16 protein-coding genes and 1 other RNA gene are annotated in these 21,780 nt (G+C 40.0%); 11 read left to right on the plus strand and 6 right to left on the minus strand.

Features of this window, described 5'->3' with window-relative positions:
• Position 1: 1 nt before the first annotated feature.
• From ADS77_RS14115 to ADS77_RS22380, 7 genes are all read left to right on the plus strand, one after another.
• The gene (locus ADS77_RS14115) at positions 2 to 439 is read left to right on the plus strand and encodes a DUF4381 domain-containing protein (RefSeq protein WP_054203206.1); all 438 of its coding nucleotides are present in this window, start codon (positions 2 to 4) and stop codon (positions 437 to 439) included.
• Entirely contained in the window at positions 432 to 1,418 is a 987-nt protein-coding gene (locus tag ADS77_RS14120; protein WP_054454978.1) for a vWA domain-containing protein, read from the plus strand. The genes ADS77_RS14115 and ADS77_RS14120 overlap by 8 nt, the downstream gene beginning before the upstream one ends.
• On the plus strand, positions 1,418 to 3,331 hold the full coding sequence (locus ADS77_RS14125; RefSeq protein WP_054454979.1) for a vWA domain-containing protein: 1,914 nt from the start codon (positions 1,418 to 1,420) through the stop codon (positions 3,329 to 3,331). Before ADS77_RS14120 ends, ADS77_RS14125 begins: the two co-directional genes overlap by 1 nt.
• Entirely contained in the window at positions 3,325 to 4,968 is a 1,644-nt protein-coding gene (locus ADS77_RS14130) for a BatD family protein (protein ID WP_054454981.1), read from the plus strand. Before ADS77_RS14125 ends, ADS77_RS14130 begins: the two co-directional genes overlap by 7 nt.
• Positions 4,969 to 5,032: 64 nt before the next feature.
• Positions 5,033 to 5,590: a sigma-70 family RNA polymerase sigma factor gene (locus ADS77_RS14135; protein WP_054454983.1), complete on the plus strand. Its 558-nt coding sequence runs from the start codon at positions 5,033 to 5,035 to the stop codon at positions 5,588 to 5,590.
• A complete protein-coding gene (locus ADS77_RS14140; RefSeq protein WP_054454985.1) occupies positions 5,590 to 6,390 on the plus strand; it encodes a DUF3379 family protein in 801 nt (266 codons plus the stop codon). Before ADS77_RS14135 ends, ADS77_RS14140 begins: the two co-directional genes overlap by 1 nt.
• 32 nt (positions 6,391 to 6,422) lie before the next feature.
• The gene (locus tag ADS77_RS22380; RefSeq protein ID WP_161803886.1) at positions 6,423 to 6,563 is read left to right on the plus strand and encodes a hypothetical protein; all 141 of its coding nucleotides are present in this window, start codon (positions 6,423 to 6,425) and stop codon (positions 6,561 to 6,563) included.
• Positions 6,564 to 6,570: 7 nt separating this feature from the next.
• Here the strand turns inward: ADS77_RS22380 and ADS77_RS14145 are convergent, their stop codons facing one another.
• Together ADS77_RS14145 and ssrA are read right to left on the minus strand one after the other, a co-directional pair.
• Entirely contained in the window at positions 6,571 to 7,470 is a 900-nt protein-coding gene (locus tag ADS77_RS14145; protein ID WP_235575786.1) for a Fic family protein, read from the minus strand.
• 272 nt (positions 7,471 to 7,742) lie between these two features.
• Positions 7,743 to 8,099: a transfer-messenger RNA gene (gene ssrA / locus ADS77_RS21445) on the minus strand.
• A gap of 283 nt (positions 8,100 to 8,382) precedes the next feature.
• Between ssrA and ADS77_RS14150 the strand changes: the two genes are divergently transcribed.
• Positions 8,383 to 10,008: a DUF342 domain-containing protein gene (locus tag ADS77_RS14150; protein WP_054454989.1), complete on the plus strand. Its 1,626-nt coding sequence runs from the start codon at positions 8,383 to 8,385 to the stop codon at positions 10,006 to 10,008.
• A 22-nt stretch (positions 10,009 to 10,030) separates the two neighbouring features.
• On the opposite strand, the gene rnt is transcribed toward ADS77_RS14150, so the two are convergent.
• Positions 10,031 to 10,693, minus strand: a complete 663-nt coding sequence (gene rnt, locus ADS77_RS14155) for a ribonuclease T (protein ID WP_054203468.1) — start codon at positions 10,691 to 10,693, stop codon at positions 10,031 to 10,033.
• Between the two features lie 206 nt (positions 10,694 to 10,899).
• Between rnt and ADS77_RS14160 the strand changes: the two genes are divergently transcribed.
• Positions 10,900 to 11,778 carry a flagellar protein MotY gene (locus ADS77_RS14160; protein ID WP_054203236.1) on the plus strand — a complete coding sequence of 293 codons (879 nt, stop codon included), beginning with the start codon at positions 10,900 to 10,902 and terminating at the stop codon, positions 11,776 to 11,778.
• A 102-nt stretch (positions 11,779 to 11,880) separates the two neighbouring features.
• On the opposite strand, the gene ADS77_RS14165 is transcribed toward ADS77_RS14160, so the two are convergent.
• A complete protein-coding gene (locus ADS77_RS14165) occupies positions 11,881 to 12,783 on the minus strand; it encodes a DMT family transporter (RefSeq protein ID WP_054454991.1) in 903 nt (300 codons plus the stop codon).
• Positions 12,784 to 13,194: 411 nt separating this feature from the next.
• Between ADS77_RS14165 and ADS77_RS14170 the strand changes: the two genes are divergently transcribed.
• Positions 13,195 to 14,400: an aromatic amino acid transport family protein gene (locus ADS77_RS14170; protein WP_082355695.1), complete on the plus strand. Its 1,206-nt coding sequence runs from the start codon at positions 13,195 to 13,197 to the stop codon at positions 14,398 to 14,400.
• Positions 14,401 to 14,678: 278 nt separating this feature from the next.
• Here the strand turns inward: ADS77_RS14170 and ADS77_RS14180 are convergent, their stop codons facing one another.
• Positions 14,679 to 17,678 (minus strand): EAL domain-containing protein, encoded by a 3,000-nt coding sequence (locus ADS77_RS14180; RefSeq protein ID WP_152960625.1) that lies wholly within the window; start codon positions 17,676 to 17,678, stop codon positions 14,679 to 14,681.
• A 371-nt stretch (positions 17,679 to 18,049) separates the two neighbouring features.
• Here ADS77_RS14180 and ADS77_RS14185 point away from each other — a divergent pair, with 371 nt between their 5' ends.
• Positions 18,050 to 19,207 (plus strand): chorismate mutase, encoded by a 1,158-nt coding sequence (locus ADS77_RS14185; RefSeq protein ID WP_054454994.1) that lies wholly within the window; start codon positions 18,050 to 18,052, stop codon positions 19,205 to 19,207.
• Positions 19,208 to 19,442: 235 nt separating this feature from the next.
• Here the strand turns inward: ADS77_RS14185 and ADS77_RS14190 are convergent, their stop codons facing one another.
• Positions 19,443 to 21,068, minus strand: a complete 1,626-nt coding sequence (locus ADS77_RS14190) for a methyl-accepting chemotaxis protein (protein ID WP_054203240.1) — start codon at positions 21,066 to 21,068, stop codon at positions 19,443 to 19,445.
• Between the last annotated feature and the right edge of the window lie 712 nt (positions 21,069 to 21,780).

Genomic DNA, 21,780 nt, shown 5'->3' on the forward strand with positions numbered 1-21,780 from the left:
CATGCAAACCTCTCCATTAGATGGCCTACATGATGTAATTGTACCAACCCACGTTTCTTGGTGGCCATTAGCACCTATTTGGTGGGTTATAATGGCTATACTGCTACTGACTATTAGTTTTATCAGTTACAAGTTGTATCAGACTTACCAATTTAAAAAAGCCAAACGTCAGGCTATTTTACTAAGTAACCAATGCGATAATGATGCCCAGCAATTACATATTTTAATTAAACGTCTGGCATTACATTACTATCAACAACGCGTGGCATCGCAAGGCACGCAGCAATGGTGTAACACACTAAATAAGCTGACCGGTCAACAATTCACTGAACTTGAACTCATGAGCCTATATCAACCGCAAACCAATCAAGCGGCGCTAGCGAATAAATTAAAACTCGCCATTGTGCAATTTAAAGTAAAGGAGCCGTTAAATGTTTGAATTTAGCTGGCCTTGGTTATTTTTATTATTGCCACTGCCTTGGTTGTTACGCTTGTTTAAACCGGTACACAGCGAAGGTAACACCCGATTACGTATTCCCAGTTTTGCCAAACACAATTTGGCCACGCAAGTTGCCCAGCAGCAAACTCGCGGTATTAGCTTATTTGAATGGTTAATTTGGGCTTTATTAGTCACCGCACTGGCAAACCCCACTTGGCTCGATGACCCAATTACATTACCTAATGAAGGTCGCGATATTATGCTTGCCGTGGATTTATCTGGATCGATGACCGAGCAAGATATGGCATATCAAGGCCAATATGTTGATCGTCTAACCATGGTAAAAGCAGTATTGAGTGACTTTATAGAGCAACGCCAAGGTGACCGATTAGGGCTGATTTTATTTGGCGACACGGCTTTTTTACAAACCCCACTCACCCGGGACGTAAAAACCGTGAGTCAAATGCTCTCAGAGGCACAAATTGGCTTAGTTGGCCGCGCAACTGCGATTGGCGATGCATTGGGTTTATCAGTAAAGCGCTTTGCTAACAAAGATGAAAGTAACCGCATAGTAGTACTCTTAACCGATGGCCAAAATACCGCCGGTAATTTAGATCCAGAAGAAGCCTTATTACTTGCACGCGAAGAAGGCATTAAAGTGTATACCATAGGTGTGGGCTCTGATAATCCGCGCGGTTTTAGCTTATTCAATATGGGTGGCATGAGCGGTGGAAGTTTAGATGAAACCTTACTTAAACGTATTGCTGAACAAACTGGCGGACTCTACTTTCGCGCAAAAGACGTGGCCGGCTTGCAACAAATTTATCAAGAGCTTGATAAACTCGAGCCTATCAGCACCGATGAGCAAACTTTTCGCCCGCAAAGTGCATTATTTTATTACCCGTTATTAATTGCATTGGCCTTGATTGGCCTGCGCGTTATGTTCATTACGGCAAAAACACTAAGACAGGAGGCCTAATGGACTTTGAATTTATCCGCCCAGCCGTTTTGTGGCTATTAATCCCTGTGTGCTTAGTGTTTATGATTGCAATGATCAAAAACAAAAAAACGAGCCAAAGTGAACTAATCGCACCGCACCTTGCAAAGTTTGTGATCAACACCAATAGCAAAGAACAGTCGCAACCTATGTGGCTAATTGCCCTTTTTACTATTTTAGCCGTTGTTTTTAGCGCTGGCCCTAGCTTTGAAGAAAAACAAGTACCGGTATTTCAAAGTAAAAACGCCCGTGTAATTGTAATGGATATGTCGCTGTCAATGTACAGCACCGACATTGCCCCAAGTCGCATAGTGCAAGCCCGTTTTAAAGCGCTTGATATGATTGAACTGTTTAAAGAAGGCGACACCGCACTTGTTGCTTACGCTGGCACTGCTTATACTATTTCTCCTTTAACCAATGATGCTGCAACACTTGAGAATCTGATCCCAAGTTTAAGCCCTGATATTATGCCCGACAAAGGCTCAAACGTACTTGCCGGACTCGATGTAGCCAAAGAGCTATTAACACAAGCAGGCTACCTTGAAGGCGACATTATTTTAATTACAGATGGCGTGGAGCAAAGTGAGCAACAAGACATTAGTCAATTTACTGCAGCAAATAACTATCGGTTGAATATTTATGGTGTGGGTACAGAGCAAGGCGCGCCCATTAAGCTACCTGAAGGTGGTTTTTTAAAAGACAGCTACGGCCAAATTGTGATCCCAACCATCAACACAAGCATGCTTAATAGCTTAGCCAAAAACAGTGGTGGCAAGTTTGCAACTTACCAACCTAGTGCTGGTGACATTCAAATTTTTGCACCCAGTGCCAACAGCGAAATGTTAAAAAATGAAAAACAAAGCCAAGCATTATGGCGTATTGATGCCGGTATTTATGGCCTGTTTATTTTACTGCCAATGATGATGTGGATTTTTCGCCGTGGTGCATTTGCCGCTGCATTTTTAGTCATATGCTTTTTACCACAACAAAATGCATATGCTGTAGAGGTGCCGCGTGTATTTAAAAATCAAGATCAACGCGCATTAGATGCTTACCAAAAAGGTGAATATGATCAAGCAGCTACAGCAAAATCAAGTCAATTAAAAGGCGCGGCGCTTTACCAGCAAGGCAATTTTGATGCTGCTTTGACACAGTTCAGTCAAGATAAAACCGCAACGGGTTTATATAACTACGGCAACGCCCTTGCCAAAGCTGGAAAGTTAGAAGAAGCAACACAAGCTTATAAAAAAGCCCTTGAAATAGACCCCGACTTTACCCAAGCAAAAGATAACAAAGCACTTGTTGAGCAATTAAAGGATCAGCAGCAACAGCAAGAAGATCAGGACTCAGATCAAGAGCAACAAAGCCAAGATGGCGAGCAAGGCCAAGATCAGCCAAACAAAGAAAATAAAGATAAAGATAAATCACAACAAGGGGACAAACCATCTGAAGATCAACAACCTCAACAAGGTGATGAATCCAAGCAAAGTGATGAACAGCAAGCTGATGACAAGCAAAAAGATGGTAAACCTTCTGAGCAAAATGATCCAAAAATGGAAGCTCAACCAAATGACACCGATAAAAGTAGCGAAGAGCAGCAGCAAAGTGCGCAGAACGAATCAAAGGATGACGCCGCTAAAGAAGATGACAAGCAAGCACAACCGCAAATGACCTCTGAGCAACAGCAACAAGCAGAAGAAGCTGCAAAGCAACAAGCTATGCAAGCGCAAACTGCAGAGCTCACTAATGAAGAAAAAGAAAAAGCACAGCAATTAAATCAACTGTTGCGCAAAGTCCCCGATGACCCTGCTATTTTATTACGCAATAAAATGCAATTAGAAGCCCAAAAACGAAACCGTCAACGCCGTCCACAAGGAGTCGAAAAATCATGGTAATGCGATTAATCTGTTGTTTGTTGCTTATCAGCGCTATGCCCCTGTGGGCTGTTACTCAATTACAAGCCAGTGTTGATAAAAACCCGGTACTCGCGGGTGAATTTTTTACTCTCAGTATCAGTGCTGACGACACCATAAAAAACGAACAACCAGACACCTCTGCGTTGTTAAAGGATTTTGTCGTTGGGCCAACCAGTGTTAGTACTCGTACTAATATCGTCAATGGCAGTATTTCAAAGCAAACGACGTGGTCAGTTAAGCTAATGACCCGAAGTGCAGGTGAATATACAATACCTGCATTTAGTATTGCTGGCGTAAACTCTATTCCCATCACTTTAAAAGTGGCGCAGCGCAGCAAGGATACTGAGCAAAGTAGTGATGCATTTATTAAAGCGTCGCTTTCTAGTGAAAGTTTATTCGTGCAAGAAGCTGGCCTATACACGATTAAGCTCTACCTTGCTAAAGAACTGCTAGATGGCAATTTAACGGCACCAAGCATGCCTGATGCACAATTGAGTCAAATCGGTAAGCAAACGGAAAACTATGAACTTATAGATGGTAAACGTTACTTAGTTATCACCCGAGAGTATTTAGTCCAGCCACAAAAAAGTGGCAGTTATACTATTGAAGCGCCTGCGTTTCAAGGCCGCGTTCGCCAGAATTACCGTCAACTAGAAATCTCCGCACTAGGTGAAAGCGTCAATGTAGAGATAAAGCCAATACCGAGTGATTACCAAGGTTCATGGTTACCAAGTGAGTTAGTCAATTTAGATGAGCAGTGGCAACCAACTGACGATACTGTTGAAGTTGGTACACCGATTACACGGACTTTAACTTTAACAGCCCTTGGTATTACTAAAGAGCAATTACCTGATATTAAATTACCTGAAATACAAGGCATTCGCAGCTACCCTGATGAAAAAGAGAATAACCACCTAGTTCGTGATGGTCGAGTAATATCACAACAAACAGCCTCATACGCACTATTACCACAAACACCAGGCACATACACATTACCTGAGGTAAGCGTGCCTTGGTATAACACCAAAATAAATCGAATTAGCTATGCTACGCTACCTGCCCGTACAATCACTGTGATACCTAGCAGCACCACAACGCTAAACCCACCCTTGCCTGCACAATCAGATCAAGGCGTATCGGCAGATTCACGTACACCAATATCTACCTCATCAGTGTATATAAACTCATATCCGTTATGGCTCGTGATTATCAGTGTAATTGGTTACTTATTATGGCTTATAACACTTATTTTATGGTGGCGTAGTAAATCTCATCGTGAGCTGATAAATGCCCCCGCTAAAAAAGTAACAAATAAATCGTCACTATTTTTGGATGAATTAAAACGCCACAGTAAAAATAACGATGTAAGCGCTTTTTATCAGGCTCTAAATCGTTACGCGGTACAAACAACAAAACAATCTCATAGTGCGATAGACAAGCTAGAACTGCACGCTGATAATGCTTTGCTTAGCCAGCACATTGCTAAATTGCGGGCTGCGCTCTATAGTCCTAACAATACAGATGTTGATATGGTCGCTATTGTAAACCTATTACAAGAGCAACATAAAATACAAAAAACGTCACAAGAATCGGTGTTAAAAGGACTTTATAAATAGAGTTTGAGTAATGAGGTGTTATTCTCGACTTAAACAAAGAATTACTTAAAATAAAAAAGTGCTTATGCTTGGAAATAAAAATTCTAATGATCAGGTCTTAGTAAATATGGCAGAGAAACAAAAACGCTATGAGAAACTTGTTCATGTTTATCATAGTGAACTATATCGCTTTGCTTATTGGTTATGTCGTGACCCTAATATTGCCGAAGATCTTGTTCAAGAAACGTTTTTACGTGCTTGGCGCGCTCTTGACTCACTATTAGATCAAAAAGCAGCTAAACCATGGCTATTGACGATTTTACGCCGGGAAAATGCCCGCCGTTTTGAACGCAAACAATTTGATTATAGTGATGTTGAAAATGACACCTTAGTTGACGAAAAAAGCGTCACTTTGGATGACGAAATGGAACAAACAGTGATCCAACGTCAAATTGCTAAATTATCCGATGAATACCGCGAACCATTACTGCTGCAAGTTGTAATGGGTTGCTCAGGCGAAGAGATAGCAGAAATATTAGATTTAAATAAGAACACGGTTATGACACGTTTATACCGTGCGAGAAACCAGTTAAAAGAGGCATTAAGCCGTGATGATGAACAACTTAAAGGGGCATCAAAATAATGGATGATCTCGAGTTTCGTCGCCGAGTTTTTGCACAACCAAGTAGCACCGATGAGGAGCTATTGGAATTTGCAGAGCAACACCCTGAGCGACAAGAGCTAATCAATGAAATGCAAGCTTTTGATTTAGAGCTTTCAGGCGCACTTGATATACCTGTACCAAAAGGGCTCTCAGAGCGTATTCTAGCAAATACCGCTGCGCATACTCAAGATGAGTCTACTGCTACACAGCACACAAAATCTGAGCAAGCTAACGCAGTAACGCAAACACAGCAACCTACTAATAATGTTGTTGATGCCAGTTTGCGCTTTAAACGTAATCGTTTACCGTTAGCAATGGCCGCCTCATTATTAGTAGCGGTCAGTGCATTTTTCTTTAGTAGTGAACAAAGTGTAGCCTATGGTGCTGGCGAACATGCACTTGCTCACGTTTACTATGAAATTAATGCATTAGAAAAAACTGCCGAAATCAGCTTACAAACGGTCAACGAAAAATTTGCCGTATTAGGTGGTCATTTAGATGAGTTACCCGGCAAAGTCACCTACTTGATGTTTTGCGACTTCAAAGGTCAAAAAGGGTTACATTTAATATTTGAGTCTGATCACGGACCTATGACTGTATTTATTGTGCCATCGAAGCAACAATCATTTGGTCTTGGTCAAGATGACTTCCAAGATGACCGTTTTGAAGGCCATATTAATCGTGGCCCGGATGCTGATACTATTTTAGTCGCCAGCCTCGGTGCACCACTACAAAACTACAATGATCGTATTAACCATGCAATTCGCTGGTTAAACTAATAACTAAGTGCATAGGCGTTTTATCTACGCCAATGCACTTACCTCACGGTCATAATCCTATTATTCCAATGAATGGGAGAAGCTTAACGCTCTATGAAAAAATTCATACTGAGAACGAACTGAATACCAATAAAGCACATCAAGCGTTTTTAGATTTACAGCAGTTATTTTAACTCGCTGCTACTGCTTTACTTGCCAATAGCCTGTTTTCTTTGCGCCTATGCGTGTTATTAATCTCGCACCTTTTAAAAATTTTATGCGCCTTTCAATGGTACTTTGCGACTTACCACATTTCTCAGCAAGCTGTGCATTGGTCATATAGCGGCCTTGTTCGATAAACGCCAAAATGACTTTATCAACGTCAGATAGTTTTAAACCCTCACTTAAGCCCGCATTTAAGCCCTCAGCTTCTGACGTTTTAGCCTCAGTTATTGCATCAAAAATCATTTGTAACATGAACTCAATAAATGGAGCGCTATCGGTTTGCTGGGTGCTTTGGCGAATAGCGAGGTAGTAGTCGTCTTGATGTTGATGCACCATACTTTCAACAGGAATATTAATAAACACGTCATGCCATTTAGACAGTATCAACGTTTGCCATAAACGTCCTATGAGGCCGTTGCCATCTGAAAACGGGTGAATAAACTCAAATTCATAATGAAATACACAACTGGCAACAAGTGGATGAACATCACTACTTTCTAGCCATTCTAATAGTTCAGCCATTAATTTTGGTACACGTTCAGCTTGCGGTGCCATGTGTACAACTTGCTCACCCGACATTACACCTTCTTGACGGTACCTGCCTGCATCGTTAACTAAGCCTGTCATCATCAATAAATGCGCACTTAAAAGATTTGAAGGGTTTGTTGGCTGCCACTGAGTTAGCGCGTTATAACTATTAATCGCGTTATGCGCTTCTTGCACCTCTTTAGGTGGGGCTATAATACGTTTGCCATCCCAAATAGCGGTTATCTGCTGCTGCGTTAAGGTGCTTCCCTCTATCGCAAGTGAACCTTGCACGGTTCGCATGCGGTTAACCTTACGTAAGCGCAGTAACTTGGCTTGCTCTTGTTGCACTGTGAGTCGACCAATAGACTCACTAATTTTGGCAACTAACGTGAGTGTTTTATTTGATAGTGTAAAAGGCGGTGCTTATTTGGCCATTTTGTCAGTTCATTAATTAGGTTATTAAATTGAGCAGTCGTTGATAAAGTAACACTTTCAAACTTTATTTGTACAGTCAGCCCATTGTTTATATAAATGAATTGCATAAAAAAACCCGCAAACTTGATTGCTCAAATTTGCGGGTTTTTTAGGGTTTTTAAATCAACGAATTTAAAAACCTATATTGGTGGAGCTGGGGGGATTTGAACCCCCGTCCGAAAAGCCTCGACCGTCGGTACTACATGTTTAGTATTGTCATTTAATTAACCTTTAAATCCCGGACAAACACGGTAGATAAAGGCGAGGCCGCTTAGTTTTAGCGCTTCAACCCCGGCCAGGGTTTCCGTCGCGATCAGGTGTTAGGGTGACACTCCAAAATCCAGTCCACAAGAATACATGGAAGGAGCGCTAGCCAGCCTAAGCTGCTAGAGAGTAGTTATCGTCGTTTGCGATTACTTTAGATTGCGGCTTTTTAACGAGGCAAACCGCACCTCGACATGCACCTTGGGCTTCTTGAATTCCGTCGAATCCTAATCAGCCCCTGAATTAGTAAACTCATTCAGAGCGTGCAGCCAGTATAACTGAGTAACGCACTGATACTCAAGGCCCTTCTGCGCTTTATTTTAAGCATTTTATTCAACTGCTCATTTAACACACATAAACATGTTAACAAAATGCCGAGAAACGAAATAAAATAGAACAATTGCTTAACATACATTCAAAGTTATGCTCAAATGCTTGGCTAAACCACCAAACTCATTTTAGTTATTTGGTTTGGGGATAAAAAATAATAAAAACAGGCATATTAAATAGGAAGTATTCTAAATGTCGTTGTTTACCCATGATATGCAAACAGGCTTTGTTTCATTGCTTGAGCACCCAAAAAACAGTGGTTTTCCAGCCACTAGCTCTCAACTTATGGAGTTAATAGAAGAATCTGCATATGCTGATTTTGAAATAGTCAGTGCAAATATCGGTAAGTTGTTCTCTCCTAGCAAAAACTATCAAGCTGATCCTCTCATTATTGCCCGTGCACTTGATGCATCATTACTCATTCAAGTTGATGAAAAAAATATGGTAGCAGAGGCAACATTGACCACCGCTAAGGGCGGCACGTTGATGTCTATGGAACTGGCGCGCGAGGTGTTAGCTGACGCTGGTGTATTACAAGGTGTTAGCACTCGCGCACTGGATAATTTTTTAGGCCAACAGTTTGAAAAGCCTGCTGGTGTTTCTTATAAGGCGATTGTTGCTCACGGGCGCAGGCCTAAAGAAGGCAGTGATGCTAAATTTGTGCGTTTGTGTTCTACAGCCCAAGACCGCGTTTTAAGCCCGCAAGCAAAAGAAGGCGGTAAGGTCGACATGCGTGATTTAGGCGCCATTATTACGGTAAAACCGGGCACCCCTCTAATGCAGCGTGTTGCTGCAACGCCAGGTGAAGATGGTTACACTGTTTTTGGTGATATTCTTCCCGCCAACCCAGGAAAAGATTTAGCATTACAACCTTTTGAAGGGACTAAAATAGACCCGGAAAACCCCAATATTCTCATAGCAGACTGTAAAGGCGTACCCGTTGCTCTGCCGCGAGGTATGCGGGTTGATGATGTTCTCTGTTTTGATAATGTTGATATTGGCACTGGCCATGTTGATTTTGATGGCAGTGTAATCATTAGCGGTGATATTAAAGATGGTATGCGTGTTCGTGCAAGTGGTGATATCACTGTACTCGGGTTTGTTGAATCCGGAAAAATCGAAAGTGCGAGTGCCGTTACTATCATGTTGGGCGCGATAGGCAGAAAGCGTGAAGGTAGCGAAGCCTTTACCTGTAAAATTAAAGCAGCTCGTACTATTTCAATTGGCTATGCGCAATATTGTCATATTCATACTGAGCAAGATTTATTTATAGAACGTCAGGCATTGCATTGTGATTTAAGTGCGCGGCGGTTAATTCGTGTAGGAAAAGCCAATAATCCGAGAGGTAAAATAATTGGTGGCAATATACTAGACGCAATGCGGATTGAAACCGGCGAATTAGGTGCGCCATCAGGTACTAAAACCCGCGTTTATCTTGCGCAATATTGGCATGACTTACGTCAAAAACAACAACAAATTGCCGATTTTGAAAAACTGCTCGCCACTAAATCTGTCGCACTTAAGCAAGCGCGTAAAAAAGCAGTTAAAATTCCACTACCCGTTAAGCGACAACTATTTTTAGATAAAATATCAGCCAGCGAGCAACAAATTGATATTCGTATCGCGAATACCAAACGTAAAAAACATTTGATAAAACAAAAAATAACGCGTTTATTAGCAACCAGTCGGTTAAAAATTAATGAGCTAATGCACCCTGGTGTGGAGCTTAAAATTGCGAAAGATTCAAAGCACTTTTCGCGAATTTACCCACCCCACTTAGTCAAAATGACTGAAGGAAAAATTACTCAGTCGTTTTAACGACTGAGTTTTGCTCATCACTTTAAATACTTCCCTCTGAATCATCTAGCACTTCTTCTGCTAGCGGCCAGCCACCGAGTTCTTGCCAACGATTAACAATGAAGCAATAAAGTTCAGCAGTACGCTCTGTATCATAAAGTGCTGAATGAGCTTGTTGGTTATCAAACTCAATACCTGCCGCTCTGCATGCTTTTGCTAATACTGTTTGACCAAGTGCTAAGCCTGCCAGTGAAGTAGTATCAAAACTTACAAAAGGATGAAAAGGCGTACGTTTAATATTGTTACGCTCAATTGATGCATTTAAAAAACCATGATCAAATGCAGCATTATGAGCCACAATCACTGATCGCTGACAGCCTGCGGCTTTTTGAGCTTTGCGCACAACTTTACAAATTTCTTTAATTGCTTCTTCTTCAGGTACTGCACCGCGTAATGGCGAAAATGGGTCTATACCGTTGAAGTCAATTGCGGCTTGTTCAATATTAGCCCCTTCAAATGGTTCTACATGAAAATGAACCGTGTGATCAATGCTTAGCAGCCCATCATCGTCCATTTTTAATACTGACACCGCAATTTCTAGCAGTGCATCGGTTACTTTATTAAAGCCCGCAGTTTCAACATCAATAACCACCGGGAAAAAGCCACGAAAGCGTTTTGCGAAAAGAGTTTGTTCAGTATTTGCCATAGTATTCTTGGTTTGCCAGAGTAAGCTGGCTATTATGTCAAAAATCATAGCTCCTGTGCTAGGGCTTTACCGATTAATTTAACGCTTACATTTAGGCATATAACTTGCTTTATTTAACTGGCTAATGACATTATGATGGCTTAGAGCCTTTGTAGATGCAGTCTTTGCCAAGATATTGGCGTAAATAAATTGTTGGAGATCCCGCGATGAAGCTTTCAATGCTGTTTATCAGTCTAAGCATTGCAACTGTATGCCTGTCAAATACGGCGAGCGCTGCGATGCGCCAATACACTGCGACGGCAGATAACTCACAATGGGAAGTCGTTAAAACCACTCGTTTACAATGTCAGTTAAATCATGAGGTTCCTTACTATGGTGAGGCAATTTTCAGTGCTGATGCCAGTAAAAACAAAAATGTTACTTTCAATCTTGATATGGTTGTGCGCCCAGATAATTACGCTATTGCGGGATTAAAAGCAGTGCCGCCAACTTGGCGAGCAGGATTACCCGCTCGCGACTTAGCTAATATGAAACTACTTAGAAAGTTCGATGGTGAACTTGGAAATAAAACAGCGTGGGAAATGCTCACAGAACTTGAGAAAGGCTATTATCCAACTTTTTATTACCAAGACTGGCAAAACAGTGCCGATAAAATTGCCGTTGGTTTATCAAGCATCAATTTCAAACAAGCCTATTGGGCTTTTTTGCAATGTCGCGACGAGTTATTGCCTTATAGCTTTGAGGATATTTCATTTACCGTAATGAATTACCAACCAAACACAAGTAAGCTGACAAAATCATCTCAACAGCGCTTAGACAAAATTGCTGAGTATTTAAAGTACGATACGGGGATTGCGTCTATTTCTATTGCATCCTATACCGACAGCTACGGTGGACGCTGGAACAACTTAGAGCTTTCAAAAAAACGCGCTAAAGCTATAAAAGATTATATGGTCAGTTTAGGTATTGATGAAGCCAAGGTCGAAACCCAAGGTTTTGGCGAAAAGCGCCACGTAGCCACTAACGATAATATTTTAGGTCGAGACAAAAACCGACGCTTAGTTATTCAAATAGCAAAAATGTAGTTAAAAATTAGGACGTGCTAACCTTCAATAATTAAAGCTTGTTCAATCTAGAGGTGATTAAATCGCGCTGAAGACACGCCCTAACTATACTTTCAATAATATTTAAGAGTTAAGTTTTCTTAACTTAACTCTTTTTTTCATCCAATTTTCACCAAATTGGAACACAGCCAAGCTCATTAATATAATCACTGCACCTATAATGAGCTGTTGATCAACTGATTCATCATTTAACCATGCACCTAAACCAATCGCGAAGCTTGGTGTGATCAATGTTGTTAAGGCCACCGTGCTTGCTGGCAACTTTTGCAGCACATGAAAATATGCCAAAGCGCCAATAAGAGAGCCAAACACACCTAAATAGACTATTGACCAGAGCGATTTTGCGCTCCATAAATGGCTTTGTAATTGCCCATCAACAATCCACCATGTAATAAAAAATAAAGGGGTTACAAATACTAATGCGCCAAAGGTTGTTGCCATCGGATGAATTGCTATTTTTACGCGCTTAATCATCACGCCACTGAGGCTAAAAAAGCATACTGCCATAAACACATACAGTAAACCTTGTAGCTGCATTAAAGAACCTTGAATATGCTTTGCACTCACTAAAAACAACCCAAGTAGAGCAAAACCAAGAGCGATAATTTTTATAAGACTAAATTTTGGCTCGTTTAAAAGGCGCTGTGCCAATAAGCCCGACAATATGGGGGCTAAACCAAACATCAAAGAAATAATGCCTGATGGTACTGTTTTGGCAGCCATATAACTGAGTAACATGCCACCGTAGATGCCAATACTCGAATAACCATATAAAAAGCATGCGCGGCGATGCCATGGCACACGAATATTTGCTATAGCAACAACAAAAGCGGCTAAAACTAAGCCTATTAGCATGCGCATGAGCACAGCTAAAGTTGGCGCAACAGTTTCACTACTAAAAACAATGCCTAAAGGCGTTGTTGACCAAATCAACACCATCAACAAATACGACGCTTTTACGTTCACACGATAATTCCTTTAAAGAGCGATGTAAAAGAGGAAAGGAGGATAATTCTAACCGCTTTGAAATCGCGGCTAAAATATAAAAACTATACCAGACCGCTACCCATACGCACATACATGACTGATGAAGCCAGCCATGAACATGATAGAGTTAGTAGTCGGTTAGTTTGATGCATGTTTATAGTTATCTTAAACAAATATTATTTTGAACTAATAGAAATACCAGAACTGGTTAATAAGTCAACACTCTTTACTGCTTTTTATTATGCCACGCAGTCGCTAAAAACGCGTACTAGATACTATGCTTGTAAATCATAAGTTACAGTTAATTTCTTTGATTTATAACAAAACTATTTAAGTTTGCTTCAACTAGTTATATCTTGCCTGCCTCTCACGTAGTTTTAGGGGCAAAAAGTGCTTAAAAATAAAACAATAGGCAGCATGTTAATTGTTGCAGGTACCACTATAGGCGCAGGGATGCTCGCGCTTCCTATCGCATCCGCAGGATTAGGGTTTACAACTGCATTAAGTTTAATCATTGCTACATGGGTACTAATGACCTATACGGCGCTACTCATGCTGGAATTACATCAACATGCCGATCGTGATGCTACGCTCAATACGTTAGCTAAATCTTGGCTTGGCAAGCGTGGGCAATACGTGGCTAACTTTTCTGTCATGTTTTTGTTTTACGCGCTCTGTGCAGCTTATATCGCCGGTGGCGGCGCGCAACTACAAGAAAAAATAAACAATGCTTTCAATTTTGATATTGCCCCACAAATAGGTTCTATCATTCTCGCAATTGTTATCGGCACAGTTGTTACAATGGGCACAAGCAAGGTTGATAAGCTAAACCGTGTGCTGTTTAGCATTAAAATAGTTGTACTTGCTAGCCTATTTTACATGCTAACCCCTTATGTTCATGGCCAGCATTTACTTGAAATGCCAATTGAACAAGGGCTTATTCTATCCGCTATTCCTGTTATATTTACCTCTTTTGGTTTTCATGGCTCTATTCCGTCTATCGTAAAATATGTAGGCCTTGATATTAAAACACTTCGTCGTGTAATGATAACAGGCGCTGCGCTGCCTTTAGTGATTTATATATTTTGGCAGCTAATTAGCCAAGGTATGATGAGCCAAGCTGAGTTACTAAAAAGTACAGGGTTACCCGGTTTTGTTGCTAGCATGGCAAATATTGCAAATAATTCAGCCGTGGCAACTGCTGTTAATTTATTTGCCGATTTAGCGTTGGCAACTTCATTTTTGGGTGTGAGCTTAGGGTTGTTTGACTTTTTTGCTGATGCATTTAAAAAAGGTGATGGCAGCAGAGACAGAATAAAAACCGCTTTAATCACGTTTATTCCACCTCTTGGCTTTGCACTTTTCTATCCTCAAGGGTTTATAATGGCATTGGGCTATGCTGCTATTGCACTTGTTGTATTGGCTGTTTTTTTGCCTGTTACGATGGTTTATAAGCAACGTAATAGCAACAACAACCGTAAAGGCTACACAGTTCGAGGCGGTAACATAGGGCTAATGGTAGCGGGCCTATGTGGAGTGCTCATAATTAGTGCTCAGGGGTTGCAAATGGCGGGACTTATTCCAGCAATTGGGTAAACCTGCTTTATACCCTAACCACCTCAATATACAAGTTTCAGTTGGAATTAAAAGCGATTTAGGCAAGGCATTGATTGCAAATAAATCGCTTTTAAACCAATCCTTTGGGCATTTCACCGGCGCTTACTCTCATCGTTGTTACTTCTTAAAAGGGACTGCCATTGTTGCAAAGTAACGCCTTGATATTATAAACACCAGTGAAACGCTGAAGTCTACATCCTAAGGTGGTTTGGGTATATCTATGAAAAAGGCACCTTGCATGGTGCCTTTTAAAGTGCTTATCTTATTGTGTCATTGAGCTTTTCAAATAACTTAGGAAGCTCACTTTCAGGAATTGGCGGGCTGTAATAATACCCTTGAACTATGAAGCAATTGTTGTTCTGTAAAAACGCCACTTGCTCTATTGTCTCTACGCCTTCAGCTACAACATTTAGTTTTAACTTTTGCGCCATTGCGATGATTGCTGCGGTAATTTCCATATCGTTTGTATCTTCGGGTATATCTTTTACAAACGAACGGTCTACTTTTAGAATATCAACCGGGAAACGCTTTAAATAACTCAGTGACGAATAACCTGTCCCAAAATCATCAATAGAAATTGACACCCCTAACGCTTTTAATTGATGTAATTGCGTAATTGCCGCTTCAACATTCCCCATCAACATGCTTTCAGTCAGCTCTAAGTGCAATCGCCTAGCTGGTACATTTGTTTGTCTTATCATTGATGCTAGCAAGGGCACTAAATTAGCGTCTTTAAACTGACGAGCTGACAGGTTTATTGAAATATTATTCTCTCGCCCTTGTGCAGCTAATCTTGCAGCAAACTCGCATGACTCCTGCAATACCCAGGCACCTAACTCTACAATTAAGCCCGTCGCTTCTGCTATTGGTATAAATTTTGTTGGTGGGATCATGCCCTGTGTTGGATGGAACCAACGTATAAGTGCCTCATAACCGACTACATGTTGTGTTTTGCTGTCAACTTGAGGTTGATAGTAAAGCACAAACTGCTTCTCTTTAAGGGCTAAACGTAGTTCATTTTCAATGAATAGCCTTTCATTAGCTGCTGCATTGAGTTCTTGGCTATAAAAGTGGTAAGTATTTCGCCCTTTTGCTTTTGCCTCATACATTGCCAGATCAGCATGCTTTAATAATTGATCTTCTTCTTGGCTATCATATGGCGCCATTGTAATACCAATACTGGCACTAATAATTACTTCATTATTTCCAAGCATTATTGGCACATTAAGGGTTTTTTGAATCGTGTTGGCTACATCCATTGCATGCTCTTGGCGCTCAATACCACTTAGTAGCACGGCAAATTCATCGCCACCTAAACGCGCAATGGTATCTTCAGCTCGAAGTCGTTTCTTTAAGCGATTTGCAACTTCAACAAGTAGCTGATCTCCCGCATCATGCCCTAGCGTGTCATTAATGCGTTTAAACTCATCTAAATCAAAATAAAATAAAGCAAAAGCATAATGCCCTCGTTCTGCTAATGCCATTGATTTACGAAGCTGCATTCTGAAAAAAGTACGATTAGCTAACCCTGTTAACGTATCAAAGTATGCCAACTGCTCCATTTTTCGCTGGCTTTCTTTTACAAATGAAATATCTTGAGCAGATGCAACATAGCTTGAGATTAACCCACCCTCTTCTCTAATTGGGGAAATGCTCAAGGATACCCAAATTGGCTTTTTCCCTTGCCCTTGGATCAAGGTGTCGCCACGCCAATAATTTCGGCTGCGTAAATCAACATCTATATCATCAACCAAAATAGCCATTTCAGTGGCAATAATACTTAGTAAAGGTGATTGCATAAAGTGACTTTCATCAAAGCCACTCATTTCTAGCATTTTTGGATTTACATATTCAATGACAAAATTTTGATCTGTTATCACTACCCCCGTACCAGAGAATGCTACCGCTTTGGATAACTTGTTAGCGGCTTTTTCTGCAATTTCCTTCTCTATGATACGTTGGTTTAAACCGTCTATTAATTTACGGATCTCAACCGCCATATCACGAAACGAGCCATTAAGCGTGCCAATTTCATCTTTATTCGCTTTTGGAAACTCTATTTGTAAATGACCTTTACCAAAACTTGTTACAGCATTTACCAGTGAATGAATACGACGCAGCACAAGCTGGTAAAGTGCTTGATGTAATAATAAAGCGACAAGTATTGCATAGAGAATAAACAATCCAAAAAACTTCACTTTCAATTCTTCTAATGCTGACAGTGCAGATGAACGTTTTTTATAAATACCTATATACCAATCTAAATGCTCAACTTTTCTAATATTGATAATATGTGTTTCATTGTCTTGAATAAACGAATCAGCATACTCTGGTAGGCGCATTTTGATCGTTTGATTAATTAGCTCCTGTAATGACCCATTAACAAAATCATTCGTTAATAACGATCTCCCAGCCTGACCATATTGTTCATAAATACTTTCATTTAACTTTGGGTGTGCCAATAATTGCCCTTGCCCATCAAACACAAATAAGTGCTGCTCATTGTCACCTATTGGTAACTGAGAGATCAGCGTATTTAATGCCAAATCGCTGCCGGTAACACCTAAAAAATTATTTTCCAAATAAATTGGCACAAGCACGCTGATAACCCATTTATGCCAAATTTCATCGTAGTAAACCTTTGACCAGACAGCCTCACGTGTTGGATTGAGTGCTTCTTGTGCATAATTAAAGCTAGTGCGGCTTGTAAATTGATGACTCCCTGTGACATTCAATGCCCAATTTGGTGGGGCTATGCGAATAAAGTTATCTTTGGTAACAAGATAAAAGTTAAAAAAATCTTGAGTTAATGTTGGTGATACGATCTTCCAAAGTGATTCAGAGTCGTTAATTAGCTTTTTATAAAAAGGAGTAAATTTAGACTGCGGCATAAAAGCCGCCGATAAACCATCTTCAGCGGCGCTTCGAATAGTGCCGTCGGTATCAAAGCTTAGTTTAGCATTTTGATTGCTGACCAACTGAGATGAATCATAAAATAATTGATTGGTGACAACGTTATTTGCCTGCTCCGCTATATTAACTTTTGTTTTGACTAAGTTATTAAATTGACGAATCAAACGTTCACTAGAGTGTTTGAGCATTTCATGCTCTTCAAACACTAATTGCTTTTCTTCTGATTTAAGCATCAAAGCGGCAGCACAAATACCAGCAATCAAACAAATTGCTGAGATAAGTAGTGATAACTTCATACTTAATGAATTCACACCAAAACGTGATGGTGGGCGTCGATATACCACAGGCCAACCTTATTTTTATTAATAATTGTTATTATTTGAATCAACAAGAAGAAATATACCAGATCCCTATTTAGATTTATAAATTTTTTGTGAATATAGCTAAAAAAAACCAAGTAAAAAAATAAACATTCATAGTTATTGATAAAAGTCCGATAGAGTGTTGACTTTATAGCCTACTCTCCATACATTAAAGCCATGAACAGAAAATTCTCGCACACTACCTTTTCATTTTTTAGCTTCTTTTTCTTTATTGAATAGAAGAGGCTTACCTGTTTGCGAGATTTAATCAACCGAATAGCAAAGCCTCCCAACTGGGAGGCTTTTTTATTTGTATTACCTGCAAAGGTAACTTTTGGAATGAGGAACCCAAAATGACAAATGAAGTACTTAATTCACTCAGACATGATATCAATGAAATTGACTCTGATCTGCTCGTTTTATTGGCAAAGCGCCGTCGTATTAGTCATGGTGTTGTTGAATATAAAATTGCCAATAATAAACCTATCCGTGACGAAGCCCGTGAACACGCCTTACTTGAGAAGCTTATAGGTTATGGTAAGTCTCTCGGTTTAGATGCGTATTATGTAAATAACGTTTTTCAAACAATTCTTGAAGATTCAGTTTTAAATCAACAAGCTATGTTACAAAAAAACCTTAACCCTGGGGTGATGAATGAAACTCATCGCGTGGCTTATTTAGGTGGGCAAGGTTCTTATAGCCAATTAGCGTGTCATAAATACTTTAGTCGTCGCCCAGGTAAACTAGTCGAAATGGGTTGTTCTAGCTTTGAGCAGATAACTGGAAAAGTTGAGAGTGGCCAAGCTGATTACGGTCTACTGCCCATTGAAAATACCAGTTCAGGTAGTATCAATGAAGTGTTTGACTTATTACAGCACGCCCAAGTGTCGATTGTTGGTGAAGTCACACATAGCGTAGAACACTGTTTATTAGTGACCCCTGAGACTGAACTTAGTCAACTCACTAAAATTTTTGCTCACCCACAGCCATTTGCGCAGTGTAGCCGTTTTTTACAAGGGCTAGGTGATATTCAACACGAAACCTGTGATTCAACTTCCAGTGCTCTACAGTTAGCTTTAGATACACCAAATAGCGCAGCGATTGGTTCAGCTCAGGCAGGCAAAAACGTAGGTTTAGAAGTCATAAAGTCTGGCCTTGCTAATCAGCGTGAAAACCATAGCCGCTTCATCGTTGTTGCACGTAAACCGTTACAAGTATCAAAACAGATCCCAACAAAAACAAGCTTGATTATGGCAACAAAGCAGCAAGCAGGCTCACTTGCTGATGCCTTAATGATTTTTAAACACCACAATATTAATTTGGTGAAATTAGAATCCCGCCCTGTTCCTGGTAATCCATGGGAAGAGGTATTTTATGTAGATCTAGAAGCAAATTTAGTCGACAACCAAGTAAAACAAGCCTTTGAAGAACTCAAAAAGCACACCCAGTATGTGCGTATATTAGGTTGTTATCAAAGTGAATCACTACAAGCTGTCAGTGTTGAGAGCTAAATAACCTAAGTTCAGGTTAAATAAAATAAACCGCTCTTTCAGTCTATAGACGTAAAAAATCCAATACCCTCAGGTATTGGATTCTAAAGGCATTTATACTGCGTTATCGCCTATTTATGGGGAACAACCACACACTATAGGCGCTGCCTTGCCTAAATACTAAATAGACTGCTGCAAAATCAATCATGAAAGGTCAACACGCCCTAACCTATTAAAGTTTTAATACTTAAGTAGATTACTCAACTTTAAATTTAGCAGTAGCATCTAATAAGTTATCAGATAGATAATGTAGATTTTTAGCCACATCTCTTACTGCAGCAAGTGACTGCATTGTATCTTCAAATGACATATGCATGTTCGAAACGTTCTCAACAACCATTGCAGCCACAGATGTTTGCTCTTCTGTTGCAGCGGCAATTTGCGAGTTCATTCCATTGATTTCAAGCATTTGCTCGGCAATTTTTTCAATCGATATACCTGTACTCTCTGCCGCAATTGCATTGTTTGTTGCCATATCTCGCGCTGATGTCATTGCACTTACTGATTCATTAGCAGCACTTGTTAAAGTGTTTAGTAGCTCACGAATTTCATTTGTTGATTTTGCTGTACGTGAAGCAAGCTCACGAACTTCATCAGCTACTACAGCAAAACCACGCCCTTGTTCACCGGCACGAGCCGCCTCTATCGCAGCGTTAAGCGCAAGAAGATTAGTCTGCTCTGCTATCGCTGTAATCACATTTAAAATTTGCGTTACATTCTTCGTATCGTCAGCCAATTTATTAATCGTTGTGGCTGCATGGTTTATCTCATTACTTAATGTTTTAGACTCTGAAACAGCCGTTTCTATTTGAGAGCGGCTTTGCTCCACTTCTTTTTCAGCCGTTTGCGCAGCCCTCGATGCATTCGCAGCAGATTGAGAGATATCTCCAACACTTTGCTTCATTTCTTCCATAGATTGCTTTACAACTTCAGCCTCTGTAGTTTGTTTAGCGGTTGCTTTTTCAGCTTGTTCCATACCTTGCACTAAGCGTGTTGAGTTTTCCATAAGGGGTTCACACACTGACATTACATCGAGAACTGATTTTTTCAATAGCGCTATAAAAATATTGAAATTAATTGCAACTTGGCCTATCTCATCTTCTGAACGTACTGCGAGCTGAGTGCTTAATGACCCTTTACCTTCTCCAAGGAGACGTAAATTATCTGCAGCATCACTTGCAGCTGAACCTATTCCTCTTGCAATTAAAATTGCCATAAAAAGTAATAGTAATAGAGAAACAAACGAAACAACTAACATTAACGTTAACGCATTATCTGAGCGCAACTTAGTGCTTTGTACTAATTCAAAGAAGCGATCATCTGCACGTTGTTGCGCAGATTTAAAACTTTGTAGTACCGAGTTATACATCGTTGTTTTTGATTTTGCCTGTTGCTGAATTTTCTCAAAGTCAGCAGTCCCGTTGATCATATCATTTGCAATTTGAGATGATATTTTTGAGTAATTAGACAACTGATTACGAGCCTGATTATCAATATAGTTTGAACTGAGAGAACTAATTGAATCCAGATTCTCTGTTAAATTTGAATATGTTTTGGTGGCTTTATCAACGAGATCTTGTTCGCCAAAAGTAACCGCCTGTGTGTAAAGCTCATCAAGTTTTTCAAGAAGCCCTACATTAGCAGATGTTAGTTTAACGACCTGATAAGATGTTTTTTCTAATTCATCTAATGAAACACGATTGTCATCCATGGCAATATAGTTATTCAACACTATCACCACAAATGCAATCACGGCAATACTAGTGATCGCATGAATTTTTTTAGTGATACTGATATTTTGAAAAGATAAGCTTGAAGCCATACTATTTACCCTATTATTTTAGCTATACGTATTATCGGCCTATTAACTATAAGTGTTAACTATATTTGTAATTTTTCTAGCTTTTTAATGTGATTTTGCTGAATTTAAGGAAAATAAATACTATTTTGGCGTTATCATCTTAATTATGTGACTTATTATAGCTACTTTATTAAAATCGTGATTTTTCTAGCGAGTAATCCGCTCAATAATTAACTGCGTTAAAATCACTTATATACTCAAAGTAGGGAAATCCAAAAGCAATCGCGAGAACAACGTTACGCCATAATTTATTTGTATTGCTTAATTAGTTATTTTTTATCGCTATAGCAAAATACTTATTTAATGCAATTAGGATTATACCAATCTGGGTAGATATGGGGTCTATTTAATGACAAGAAAACTAGGCAAAAAATTTTTATATCTAGGGCGTGTTGACCTTTCGTGATTAATTTTACAGCAGTATGTTTGGTATTTAGGCAAGGCAGCGCCTATGCAGTGTGGTTGTTCCCCATAAATAGGCGATAACGCAGTATAAATGCCAAACATGCGCTGCCCAAAGGGTTCTTCCTAGGGGCGATTGACTCTTTGTTACCTACACGGATGTAGGTAAGGGGCGTGAGCAGGACGCGGAAGCTTTGCTCGGTTTTTACTTAGCCCGCTAGGTTACAAACCTCGCGCCGCGATTAAATCGCCCCTAGATTGAACAAATTTC

Source organism: Pseudoalteromonas porphyrae (genome assembly GCF_001298125.1).
In the GTDB taxonomy this organism is placed as follows: domain Bacteria; phylum Pseudomonadota; class Gammaproteobacteria; order Enterobacterales; family Alteromonadaceae; genus Pseudoalteromonas; species Pseudoalteromonas neustonica.